Origin of the sequence: Enterococcus sp. BWB1-3, assembly GCF_016745275.1 — a bacterium.
Lineage (GTDB): Bacteria > Bacillota > Bacilli > Lactobacillales > Enterococcaceae > Enterococcus_L.
The window spans coordinates 20,662-32,896 of the sequence record NZ_JADOEP010000012.1; the positions used below are offsets into that span (position 1 = coordinate 20,662).

Sequence of the window (12,235 nt, forward strand, 5' to 3'; positions counted from 1 at the left end):
ATGGTACGCTTGAATGTAAATCCTACCCGCATGGAGCTTACCCGATTAAAAAAACTATTGGGAACTGCTGCCAGAGGGCATAAATTATTAAAGGATAAGCAGGATGAGTTAATTCGCCAATTTATTCTCCTGATCAGAAAAAACAATCAGCTGAGAATTGATGTGGAAGAAGAATTGAATGGTGCGCTGTCAAGTTTTGTTCTGGCAAGCAGTACCTTGAATGAAGCCTTTATTGAAGGGCTGGTTTCCATTCCTGCAAGTGAAGTAACGATGGATATCATCGAAAAAAACGTAATGAGTGTAACCGTTCCAATTATGAACTTTCATTATGATGAAGAAATCGTGGATTCGCCTTTAGATTACGGGTATTTAAACTCCAACGCAGAGTTGGATCGTTCATTTGATAAAATATCCTCAATCCTGCCTAAAATGCTTGAATTGGCAGAGGTTGAAAAAACTTGTCAGCTGATGGCAGAAGAAATTGAAAAGACACGCAGGCGTGTTAATGCATTGAAGTACTTGACGATTCCGCAGTTGGAAGAAACGATTTATTATATTAAGATGAAGCTGGAAGAAAACGAGCGTGGGGAAATCACCCGTTTAATCAAGATTAAAGATATGGGGAGTTAGATAATACAATCAGAGATCCGAGGAATCAGAGTTATTCCATCGGGTCTTCCTGTTGATCAAAGCTGAATGATAAGGATGCAGGGTTGTTCTTTTTAGCAGCAGAGGCCATAACTTGAAGAAATATTCTGCCCTTCGTTGTCAGTACCGGCTGGTTTGTGTGAGAAATATAGTAAATAGAAAAACCAATTTGTTTTTCGAGCGACTGAATTGTTTTAAGCAGAGAAGGTGTCAATGAAGAATTCATCCATTCTTTCGGATTGTCCATGTTCAAATATTCAAACTGTTTGAGAATTACATTAAATTCTTCCAAGAAAACATCTCCTTTCTTTTTTTGGACAGCGCTTACATTTATATGTAAGATATCATAAGATGATAAATATGTAAATGAATTCTATTTAAAAACAAAAAATTTACTTACTATAAGAATGCTATATTGATCAATAAATGTAACGTTCTATTTTTGAATGAAAGAGACATTCATTTTTTCTGCAGGGAAATACAACATTTTTTTCTGATTAAAGGACGATTTAGATAGAGTGCTTATATTATTTGCAGCTGGGATTCAAGGGATCTTTAAGTAACTCATACTGAATAAAACAGAAAATATATCTAATCTAAAGTGTTTATCCCAATTTTGTAAAATAAGTACACGATTTTGCTGTTAATTAAAATAAAAACTGTGCACTTTTTATAAATAAATCCTTATTTTATACACTAATCGTTTTCTAAAAAGTGTAAATAATTTCTGAAAAATATTTTTTATCAGAGATTAGCTAACCTTTTTTGCTTAACAATTAATTTATGCAGTATTTTTGAGTTATTCAGCAGGTATTAAGTAAGAGAAATCTAAATGCTGATTCTGTAAAAAGCAGATAGTTCTATACTTTTTTTGAAGTTTTGTGTATTCTTAGAGATATCTAAGGAGGTTGCTGTATTTTCATGAATAATTTGTCAATTGATAAAATGATAAAAAAATATTTGATTATAGGGACGATCATTGTCCTGGGGCTTTTAAATTTTCAGACGATACTGAAATGGGGGCAGAATCTTTTAGGTGCTTTTTCCAATATCATTTTTGCCATCCTGCTGGCTTATGTAATTAATCTGATTATGTCCCGAATTGAGAAGCTGTTTGAAAAAGTAAAGGAAAAGAAAATCTATCGCTTTAAACGAGCGTTGAGTTTGTTGGCATCGCTAATTCTGCTCGTAATAATTATTGCAACATTTTTTGGATTGGTTTTTCCGACAATTTTTGAATCAATTAATATGCTGCTGGCTTCTTTGCCTAAGACGTTTAATCAGATTCAGGAATTTCTGACAGCAATCTTTAAAAATAATCCGGAAATTGAAAAAAATCTGAAATTGCTTGAACTGGACTGGAAGTCTTTCCTTCAAAATATTTTTAGTTTTGTTGGGGGCGGTGTGGCGAATACCGTTGATATACTGATTAATTTAATCAGTACATTAATTGGGAGTCTGTTTAATTTTTTACTGATTTTTGTTTTTGCTATCTATTTGCTAGTTGATAAAGAAAGATTCATACATTTGTATAAACGCTTGTCCAAGCTTTATTTTCCAAAGAAAATTCAGCAGCGGACGAATCTGGTTTTGTTAATTATTCATCAGACATTCAGCGCATTTATAACAGGACAGTGTCTGGAAGCAGTGATTCTGGGGACACTCTGTGCAACAGGCATGTTTCTTTTCAATATGCCATATCCGGTACTGGTAGGGACTTTAGTGGGGGTTATCAATATTATTCCGATTGTCGGGGCATATGTAGGCGGAGCCATTGGTATGTTTCTGGTATTTACGGTTAATCCTGTATTGTCACTGTGGTTTCTGGTTTATCTAGTTATTCTGCAGCAATTCGAGAGCAATTTCATCTATCCGCGTGTGGTAGGCAATTCTGTTGGCTTGCCGGGTATCTATGTACTTGGTTCAGTCATAGTTTTTGGTCCGCTGGCTGGGATTCCAGGTATGTTTTTGGGTATTCCTTTTATTGCCAGTATCTATAAGCTGGGAAAAATATATATTCAAAGAGAAGAGACCCAAAAAAAGCAGGAAAAGGTATCTGAGTTGAATCTTTGAGATGTTAATGAGTCAGATGAAGACAAGCAACTATTGTTGGAGGCTGTCTTACAACCTTTTTGATTTGTTTAAATTTCGCAAATTTTAGTAAATAATCTTTAAAGAAAAACGTTGTTATTTCCCTTATTTGATAAATTCCGCTATGATAGAAATGTGCAACTATATCTTTCAAAGTAAGGTGGAGGGTCAAAATGAAATTTAGAAAACTAACAGCTGCAGTGGCAGCTGCTTTATTAATGGTTGGTGGAATCAGTACAATGATGCCTTCCTTAAGTGAAGCGAGTGCCTCGGATACAGTGATTAATGAACGTTGGGGGAAACCAACATTTGTAGCAGGCGCAGGATTATCAGATGCCCAACGGGAAGAAACAATGAAAATACTTGGTATCAGTGCAGATCAGGTGAATATCCAAACTGCTACAGGCGCAGATTTAATTAAATATCTGGGCTCAGGAAGCGGTGATGATGCAGCAATGCTAAGTTCAGTCGTGGTAAACAGAGAAAATGAAGGTAAAGGAATTACTGTTGATATTGTGACACCTGAAAATATTACGTTGATTACAGCAGATCAGTACAAAAATCCGCTTGTTACAGCAGGTATCAGTGATGCAACAATCAAAGTAGGAAGTGTGGTCAAGGTAACTGGCGAAAGTGCATTGACCGGTGTTTACAAAGCTTTTGAAGCAAATGGAGAAGCAGTGGATTCAGATCGTGCACAGTTGGCGCAGGAAGAATTAACAACTACAACCGATGTTGCCAATGATATTACGAACGAGGCAGTCAGGAACAATTCGAATATGACAGATGAAGAAAAACAGGCAGCGAATAAAGCTTATCAGACTCAGCTGAATCAGGCGCTGGTTGACATAAAAAGGGAACTTGCTGATTTGAAAAATCAGAAAGGGGATGCAGTCACTGTCGAAGAAGTGGAAACGGTTGTCAATAATGCCATTGAAAAAAATGATTTATCACAGTATATTTCTCAGGACAGCATCAACAGACTAATTGCACTGGCACAACAGTATCTTTCAATAGATGGGGTACTTTCTGCAGAATCTATTGCACAGCTTGATAAAATCAGTGAAGGCTTCCAGAATACTTTAAAAGATCTTGGCAACAGATTTGGTGATCTGACTGGTGCTTTAAAAGCTAATGAAGGTTTTTTTGCAGGCTTGTGGCAGTCAGTCAAAGATTTCTTCAGCGGACTGTTTAATTAGCAGCTGCTTTTATAGGCTCATCGTCAAATGGAACTGCTAACTGAAATACGTATGTTGGTTATTGAAAGTGGAAGATTTTCGATAACCAACTTTTTTGTATGTTATGAAAGGGCTTGTGATAAAAAGTCCATAATAAAATCCCAATGAAAGAACTGGAAAGGGTTCATTTCATTGGGATTTTTGAGTACAATAAAAGTGTTTGTCACAGGCTCTTTTCTGCATAAATTAATAAAAATCGCTCGTGATGCTTATGAAAACAGCCAGTAGCTCATCAGCAAGATACCAAGTACAATGCGATACCAGCCAAATGCAGTGAAATCGTGTCTTCGAATGTAGTTTAACAAGAATTTAATCACCATTACTGATACAAGAAAAGCAACAACTGCACCTACCAGTAAGATAAACAGCTCAGAAAAATTAAACGAATTACCTTTCATCAGATACTTCGCAATTTTAAGAAAGCTTGCACCAAACATTACAGGAATTCCTAAAAAGAAGGAAAACTCAGCTGCCACATAACGGGAAGCACCTATCATGATTGCTCCTAAAATTGTAGCTCCAGAACGGGAAGTCCCTGGTATTAATGATAAAACCTGGAAAAAACCGACAATCACTGCTGCTTTATACGTAAAGTTTTTCAAATTCGTACATTTGGGCTGTTTATTTTTATTCTGTTTTTCAATAACAATAAAGCCAATCCCATAAACAATCAGCATAATGGATACAGTGACAAAGTTATGAAAACGTGCATCTAACCAGTCGTCCAAGAATATTCCGATTATACCAGCAGGAACACAGGCGACCAGCACCTTTTTCCACAATTCCCAGGTTTCCCTTTTTTCTCCCTCTGACTTACTGTTGGAGAAGGGATTAAGCTTGTGAAAATAGAGAACAACGACAGCCATAATCGCGCCTAATTGTATAACAACATTAAACATTTCCATGAAATCTGCACTTAAATTCATTTTTATGAATTCATCGGTCAGAATTAAATGCCCGGTACTGCTGATAGGAAGCCATTCAGTAATACCTTCAATAATACCAAGGATAATTGCTTTCCATAAATTAGATAACATAGGTTCATTCCTTTCTATGATAAATACATATAAAAATGCATATAACCTAGTATACCTTTAAGTCGGGAAAAAACCAACCAGTGATAGAAAACCAGATAAAAATTTTAGAGAATTATATGGTTTATTTGGTATACACTTTATCCACTCTTTTATCCATTGAAAAAATTAAATAATAAGAAAAATGTTCTATATTTCTCTTGACTAATCGTAGGAAAGGGTCTGTGACATTAATATATCCTAAATCTTTAAAGCCGGATAAACGGTGTTCCAGTCTTTGTATGGTTCGAGCATTCGAAGAAGTAAGCTCTTGCATGCCCCTCAGATATATTTCGAGGATCGGAACGAAGTCCTTCAATTCTTAGCGGCTCTGCGTTTAGAAATTGATGAGATCGAAACGAAGTGTAGTGTATTGTCGTGTAGTAAGAACCGTAGATGCAGAAAAACGGATACAGTGCAATGTTTTGTCTCGAGAATTGTTAGACTCGTAGCAACAGTAGCTCTGCTACGCATAAAGTTCTACTACATCAAGTGATTCAAGGAATACTTATCGAAACTACACATACTATTCTGCTAAAGTACGAATATAAGCAGAAGTGGCAAAGTAGAACTAGTACTTGTCGGTCCTAATCTGTGATGAGTAATCGCAGGCAACATCTCGGAAATAAGCCGAAATTCACTAAAAATTTGTGGAGTACCAATTAGGAATCAATCAATATCGGAATGAACATTCCGTGTTTCTTGTCATTTTCGGAATTTTCTGCTTATTGCTTGAAGCTGGGCACTTATGCTCCTGCGATTACTCGTCGCAGTTAAGGGCGTGCAAGTGCTCCTGCGATTACTCGTCGCAGTTAAGGGCGTGCAAGTGCTCCTGCGATTACTCGTCGCAGTTAAGGGCGTGCAAGTGCTCCTGCGGTTACTCGTCGCAGTTAGGGACGTGCAAGTGCTTCTGCGGTTACTCGTTGTATGGAGAAGTTTTATCACAACTTCTTCAAAACTATTTTAATTTTCAGACTGACTCTCTTTTTAATCGTTCTACATCTTCTTCTGAAGGCGTGACAAATAATGTTTTCTGATTTTCATAAATTACATAGCCGGGCTTTGCTCCATTGGGTTTATGCACATGTTTGACTTGAACATAGTCTACTGGTATCTGAGCAGATAATCGGAATTTTGAAAAATAAGCGGCAAGAACTGCAGCTTCATAAAGTGTTTTTTCAGAGGGAGCCGAATTTTTTATAATAACATGTGATCCCGGTATATCTTTGGCATGTAACCAGTAATCTGTTTTCTTCGCTGTTTTTAGTGTCAACTGGTCATTTTGAAGATTGTTTCTGCCAACTAAAATCGTATCGCCTTCTGAAGAAATAAAAGACTCAGGTTTACTCTGCTGCTGTTTCTTTTGCTTATTTTGTCTTTGTTTTTTTATATAGCCTTCATTGAGCAATTCTTCTCGGATCAGACTAATATCCATAGGAGTGGCCAATTCCAGCTGTGAAAGAACAGATTCGAGATAAAGAATTTCCAGCTGTGTCTGCTCCAATTGTGCTTGTACAACACGGACAGCATTTTTCAGCTTCTGATATTTCTGGAAATATTTCTGAGCATTCTGATTTGGAGAAAAAGCAGGATTTAGTTTGATATCAATTGGCTGATTTTCTTCATAATAATTGTCCAGTGTTACTATTTCCGCTCCTTTTGGAACCTGTGTCATAAATGTGGTGAGCAGCTCACCGTTTCTGCGATAGAATTCTGCATTTTCAGTATCAGCCAATGTTTTTTTCAATTTGCCAAGCTTGGAATGATTCTTTTTTAACTCATTCTCAATTTTACGAATAAGTTCGCCTCCCTGTTGCTTTACACGATCCTTTTCAGCTTTACCGCTGTAAAAAACATCAAGCAGCTGACTTAATGTGTCATAAGTTGTTTTTTCTCCAGACAATGTTTCGAATGGAACAGGAGTGAAAAACTCTTTTCGTTCTGTCTGTGTAAGGGTGGGTAAAGGACGTAATTGAATGTCCGCCCAAAAGGATGTCCATACAGGGATTTTATTATTCGGTTGTTGGATCAGACGGAAAGCCAGCTCTTCAGCAGTGTCTCTGCCTAAGCCCTGAAACTGCTGCTGTAAAAATGAACCGCTTAGTTCCTCTGCTTTAGACAGGATTTCAAAAACTTTCTCTTTTGATGCTGTGAATGGATTTAGTTGATTTTTATTGGGAGGTGAAACATATTCTGCTCCCGGCAACAGTGAACGATAGGTATTTTGAGAACTGCCGACATGTTTGATTGCATCATAAATTTTACCTGTTTCCTGATTAATAAGCACAATCGTACTATGTCGTCCCATCAATTCAACAATTAAAAGAATATTTTGAAGATCACCAAGTTCATTGCGTTTTGTGAATGATAGATGAATAATCCGATCATTTTCTACTTGTTGAATGGTTCCGAGGATGGCACCGTCTAAATATTTTCTCAGCATCATTAAAAAGTTCGGCGGTGTCTCGGGGTTTCCATAAACCATTTTGGTAAGTTGAATTCGAGCATAACTTGGGTGGGCAGATAACAACAATTTATGATTTTTTCCTTGAGAACGAATGACTAAAACAACCTCATTGGCATAAGGCTGATGAATTTTTGAAATACGTCCGGATATAAGCTGATCGGATAATTCATTTATTATTGCGTGGGTAAAAACTCCATCGAAAGACATGTTATTCCCTCATTTCTGTAATATCCATAACATTCTTATTATAACGAATACAGAGTTAATAATAAAGGAAGTAGTGTATGTATCCGATTTAAAAGAGAATGTTGCTAATAGTGAATAGCTGATCGTGAAAAAAATTCATTTGCATGATTAATATTCTATTGTCAATTTTCTTTTATTTCTCAGTTCAGTACAGTATACTTTAGGAGGTATATAATGAGGCATGGTTGGAGCATCAGCAGCAAAAAGTTTAAAAAATAGATTTCTGTTGTTATTTTCAATATAACGTGTCCTAATTTTGGGAGGATGAATAATGGTAAAAAGACTTATTAGTGCAAGTTACAGTGATATTTCAAAAATGTCAGCCAGTGAACTGAAACAGTCAATTAAGGCAAGTGAAGGCCGAACAATTCTGGCTGAAAATGTAGTAATTGCTTCTCCTCAGGCGGGAGATATTACGAATGCAGAAGTGGCAGCTGCCTATAGTGCTGATTTGATTCTGTTAAATGCTTTTGACTGCTTTAATCCAATTGTACAGGGATTGCCTGGAATGAATGAGGCGAAAGTATTTGATTATCTTCAACATCCGGAAAAAAATAAAGAAAATCCAATTGCTGAGTTAAAAAAGCTGGTTGGACGACCAATTGGCGTCAATCTGGAACCTGTAGATTCAGATTCCGAAATGTTTAGTGAAAAGCTTGAAATTTCTGCAGGGAGAACAAGTTCAAAAGAATCGATTCAAAGAGCAGAAGAGCTAGGTATAGATTTTATCTGTTTGACTGGTAATCCAGGTACAGGTGTAACAAATAAACAAATTGCGAAAGCAGTAGCTGTAGCAAAAGAAAATTTCTCCGGACTTGTAATTGCAGGGAAAATGCATAGTGCCGGTTCAGAGGAGCCTGTTGTTTCAAGTGAAGCAGTTGAAGCATATGCGAAAGCAGGAGCGGATATTCTATTACTTCCTGCAGTTGGAACAGTTCCGGGCTTTACCGAAGATAATTTGAAAGAAGCAGTTGCTATAGCAAAAAAATACAACTTGTTGACTATGTCTGCGATTGGAACGAGTCAGGAAAGTGCGAATAAAGAAACGATTCGCCAAATTGCATTAATTAACAAAATTTGCGGAGTGGACATTCAGCATATTGGGGATGCTGGCTATGGCGGTTTGGCACCGGCTGAAAATATTTATGAAATGTCTATAGCAATCAGAGGAATGCGCCACACCATTAATCGGATGGCTCGATCAGTAAACAGATAGAAAAAAATTATGAGTATGGATCAAAAAAAGATCTGTACTCATTTTCTATTTATAGAATTTGGAATTTACCTGCTTGTCACTAAGAACCCTATTATATCAGTAGCTGCAGAAGCTATTTTCTAAACAAATGCAATACACTTCGAAATACTGTTAGTTTAATAATTTTTTGTATCAGTTTCTAAAATTGGGGGTAAATTCAAATACAGAATGAATTGACAGAAAAGCGAAGTAGGTTATAATTATGTTGTGAACGAAAATATTTTTTTATTCATAACATAGGAAAAGAGTGTATGTCCAGAGGTAGAAAAGGTACTATATGAAGGACAGACTATGTGTGGAATGTAAAAAAGATGGAGATTGTTTGGTTATAAAAAAATGAGTATCAGCGATGTAACTTCGGCTATAGGAACTTCAACAGAAGCTTTTTACTTGCTTTATCCTTCGTCTGTGATACTTTAATTCGTGTTTAAGAACGATTGAAGAGGCGGTCCTAAAAATAATTAGATTTATTAAATCTATGGAATAGCAGTTTCAGGAATATGAACGTACACCATTTCTCTATGATTTCGGTTCTCCGGCTTTTCTCTCATTTTTAAATAGAATTCCTGCAGAAGAAGTGGAAAAAATGAGATTTGACAGTAAATCATTCTTTTTTTAATGGTTAAAGAAGCCAGCCTGAAATTGAAAATAGACAGGGAGAGGGTTTACGCAGTTTCAAGTACATTATTATTTACTGTAGAGATGAAGAAGCAATTGAGCCGCAGATCCAGAGAAATATTTATGTTCATTTTAAACAGTATGATTGATGATTTGTTTGAGTAAAAACAGAAACATGGTTGAAGAAAAATTAATAAATGAAAAGAGGAGAAATTGATGAAGGAACAAAAAGAAGATTCATTATTTAGTGTACTGGATGATGCTCAGGAAATAATTCAAAAATCCATTGGAATGAATATCAGACTTCCGAAGCCTGGAAAAAGATCATTGGAAATAAGCACCATTACAAATGGTATAGTTGGAGCAAGTCTAGTAGCTTACGGGTTGCTTTCATCTCGTAAGTGGACGATAATTTTAGGTGCAGCTGGAATTGCGAGCAGCATGGTGATGAATCAGGAAGCAAAGAGAGTACGGAAATAATATAGGCTAAAAACACTGTTTTCATCTTAAATGAAAACAGTGTTTTTTTCTTCACAATGGGACATTCGTTATTTTTTAGAAGTAAAGTCACTCAAAGATACCATGATTTTTTTCAATAGCTGAATAGTTTCGTATGGAAGTGCGTTGTAACCTGCCAACAGCTTTTGCTGTTCTTCTAGAAACGCAAGTCGATCTGCCAGATGACAGTAAATTTTGTTTAGATAGGTCTGATCTGAAAAATCTGGAAGATAATCCGGAATCGGAAGGTAAAACATACCTGAGATTGGAGAGAAAGGAACAAACTCAGTCTGTTCTTCTATAATTTGTTCAATACTGTCCAATGTCTGTTTGACAGTAATTTTCTTTCCGTTAAAGTGCCCAGTATTTAAAATATAGCAGGAGATTTTATCTTCAAATAAAGTTAGAAAGTCCTGATAGTCTTCTGCCAGAGGATAACATCTAAAGGGGTTGGCAAATGGTTCAATAACTAGTTGCCCCTCGTCCGTTTTTTCTGTTAAGTGTTCAGCATTTGATCGTTTTGTAGCCAAAGTAACACCAAAAAGGGCGGCAAGCTGAGCATTGTCCACTCTTACAACCGGAGGAAGACTGTCATCTTTCATGATCCAATAAACTGCATCAATTTTTTCAGCAAAATAATTTTTTCTGTTTGGAGTAGCTAAATGTGATTTGACTGTTCTGCCATTGCCGTTTCGAACATCTTCCGTTACTAAAACTTTCTTGCCGTTCTCATTTAAGGTGACACCTACATTCTGACAGGTTAGAAAATGCTTAACAGCTGGATTATTCATTGGATAATCTTGTGTCTTATCGAAATAGGAGGGCTCTAATGCAATTGAGGAACCGTGTTTTTTTGAAATGATAAAGGCATCGTCATGAAGTACCGTGACAGGCTGATTATGATAGCTTGCCAAAGTAATTGTTGACTTACCGGAACCGGAAAGTCCAAAAGCTGCCATTGTATAAGTACGACTATTTAATTGAAACTGTTTCATTCCACCGTGACAGGCAACATAGCCGTTTCTATGAGCAATGGACCAGCTGAGTGTTAAAGCAGCCTTTTTTAATTCGCCAAAATATCGTAAACCTAGTATGGCAGCTGTATTATGAAGCGAATCAATCAGGACAAGACCATTTGGAAAATCTGGGTGTACCCAGTCAGGATCAGCCAGCAGAAAAAGGTCAGGTTCGTTGTAAAGAACAGAGTCCTGGTATCTCTTTTGATATTCGAAATCAAAAAATTGAAAATTTAGTAAATAAGAATAAAGATTTCCTTCAAATCCTTTTGGCAGCAAAAGATGTCCCTGAAGCATAAACTCTTTTGCAAGACCTATTCCTACAGAAGAATGATAGCATTCCTTTTTTCCAAGTTTATAAACAGCTTCGCGAAGAATTCTGCTGTAATATTCTTCATCTATTCCAGGCTGGCCGATAATTCGGCGGGCGGATGCAGTTCTTCCGACTATTTCTCCGTCATTTGTGACAAGAATCTTACTGTTTTCAGGTAAACCGAATAAATCAGGCTGATCGATCGGTAAATCTGTGACGATTGTTCCGGGAGACTGTTGTGCCAACCGATAAGCCTGAGCAATTGTTGTAACTTCAGTTACGTTATTGGCATAAAAGGAAGTTTCAATTATACTTTTGATTTTTGAGAAAAACGGATTCGATTTTGTGATATCTTGAAGATTGTATTTTCTGATGGTGCTCATAAATAACACTCCTTTCGTCAGGTTTAATTCTAGTTTATCATAAGAATAACAGTTTTGTATGCGTTTTCTATAAAAAAATAATATAGTTTCTCTAGGCAAAAAAACAAAGTATTAGTATAATGAAAATGAGAAGGAATAAAATAATTCAGTGAATTCTATAGTTCACACAAGTTTAAAAGAGAAAAAATTCTATACTGAATTCCCGGTTGATGATTCTTTGTGATTTCACCCCGTAACAATCATTGTATCTACGGTTCTCGCCGGACTGCGATCCTCGATACAAATGCGTTTATGAGAAGCCGAAACGTGTTGGCAGCCGGACTGTCCGAAAGAAAGCAAATAATCTACCAAACAGAGCTAAAGATTATTTGCTAACAAAAATTAAAAGG

9 protein-coding genes are annotated in these 12,235 nt (G+C 36.4%); 5 read left to right on the forward strand and 4 right to left on the reverse strand.

Annotation, left to right across the window (positions count from 1 at the left end; genetic code table 11):
* Positions 1 to 630, forward strand: a complete 630-nt coding sequence (locus IW492_RS09730) for a V-type ATP synthase subunit D (RefSeq protein WP_202067429.1) — start codon at positions 1 to 3, stop codon at positions 628 to 630.
* 31 nt (positions 631 to 661) lie between these two features.
* Here IW492_RS09730 and IW492_RS09735 read toward each other — a convergent pair whose 3' ends face one another.
* The gene (locus IW492_RS09735; protein WP_202067430.1) at positions 662 to 940 is read right to left on the reverse strand and encodes a hypothetical protein; all 279 of its coding nucleotides are present in this window, start codon (positions 938 to 940) and stop codon (positions 662 to 664) included.
* 629 nt (positions 941 to 1,569) lie between these two features.
* On the opposite strand from IW492_RS09735, the gene IW492_RS09740 reads away from it, so the two are divergent.
* Both IW492_RS09740 and IW492_RS09745 read left to right on the forward strand, forming a co-directional pair.
* Positions 1,570 to 2,721: an AI-2E family transporter gene (locus tag IW492_RS09740; protein WP_202067431.1), complete on the forward strand. Its 1,152-nt coding sequence runs from the start codon at positions 1,570 to 1,572 to the stop codon at positions 2,719 to 2,721.
* Between the two features lie 191 nt (positions 2,722 to 2,912).
* Positions 2,913 to 3,938, forward strand: a complete 1,026-nt coding sequence (locus IW492_RS09745; protein WP_442896325.1) for a DUF1002 domain-containing protein — start codon at positions 2,913 to 2,915, stop codon at positions 3,936 to 3,938.
* Between the two features lie 248 nt (positions 3,939 to 4,186).
* Here the strand turns inward: IW492_RS09745 and IW492_RS09750 are convergent, their stop codons facing one another.
* Both IW492_RS09750 and IW492_RS09755 read right to left on the reverse strand, forming a co-directional pair.
* Positions 4,187 to 5,014 carry an undecaprenyl-diphosphate phosphatase gene (locus IW492_RS09750; protein ID WP_202067432.1) on the reverse strand — a complete coding sequence of 276 codons (828 nt, stop codon included), beginning with the start codon at positions 5,012 to 5,014 and terminating at the stop codon, positions 4,187 to 4,189.
* Positions 5,015 to 6,020: 1,006 nt separating this feature from the next.
* Complete coding sequence (locus tag IW492_RS09755) at positions 6,021 to 7,724, reverse strand: NFACT RNA binding domain-containing protein (protein ID WP_202067433.1); 1,704 nt, start codon at positions 7,722 to 7,724, stop codon at positions 6,021 to 6,023.
* Positions 7,725 to 8,034: 310 nt separating this feature from the next.
* Here IW492_RS09755 and IW492_RS09760 point away from each other — a divergent pair, with 310 nt between their 5' ends.
* The gene (locus IW492_RS09760; protein ID WP_202067434.1) at positions 8,035 to 8,979 is read left to right on the forward strand and encodes a DUF7916 family protein; all 945 of its coding nucleotides are present in this window, start codon (positions 8,035 to 8,037) and stop codon (positions 8,977 to 8,979) included.
* Between the two features lie 873 nt (positions 8,980 to 9,852).
* Entirely contained in the window at positions 9,853 to 10,116 is a 264-nt protein-coding gene (locus IW492_RS09765) for a hypothetical protein (protein WP_202067435.1), read from the forward strand.
* A gap of 68 nt (positions 10,117 to 10,184) precedes the next feature.
* On the opposite strand, the gene IW492_RS09770 is transcribed toward IW492_RS09765, so the two are convergent.
* Positions 10,185 to 11,846: a phosphoenolpyruvate carboxykinase (ATP) gene (locus IW492_RS09770; protein WP_202067436.1), complete on the reverse strand. Its 1,662-nt coding sequence runs from the start codon at positions 11,844 to 11,846 to the stop codon at positions 10,185 to 10,187.
* Between the last annotated feature and the right edge of the window lie 389 nt (positions 11,847 to 12,235).

Bases quoted from the DNA above. Each gene is read 5' to 3' on its own strand.
- IW492_RS09730 (WP_202067429.1), top strand. From the start codon at position 1: ATGGTACGCTTGAATGTAAATCCTACCCGCATGGAGCTTACCCGATTA.
- IW492_RS09740 (WP_202067431.1), top strand. From the start codon at position 1,570: ATGAATAATTTGTCAATTGATAAAATGATAAAAAAATATTTGATTATA.
- IW492_RS09745 (WP_442896325.1), top strand. From the start codon at position 2,913: ATGAAATTTAGAAAACTAACAGCTGCAGTGGCAGCTGCTTTATTAATG.
- IW492_RS09750 (WP_202067432.1), bottom strand. From the start codon at position 5,014: ATGTTATCTAATTTATGGAAAGCAATTATCCTTGGTATTATTGAAGGT.
- IW492_RS09755 (WP_202067433.1), bottom strand. From the start codon at position 7,724: ATGTCTTTCGATGGAGTTTTTACCCACGCAATAATAAATGAATTATCC.
- IW492_RS09760 (WP_202067434.1), top strand. From the start codon at position 8,035: ATGGTAAAAAGACTTATTAGTGCAAGTTACAGTGATATTTCAAAAATG.
- IW492_RS09765 (WP_202067435.1), top strand. From the start codon at position 9,853: ATGAAGGAACAAAAAGAAGATTCATTATTTAGTGTACTGGATGATGCT.
- IW492_RS09770 (WP_202067436.1), bottom strand. From the start codon at position 11,846: ATGAGCACCATCAGAAAATACAATCTTCAAGATATCACAAAATCGAAT.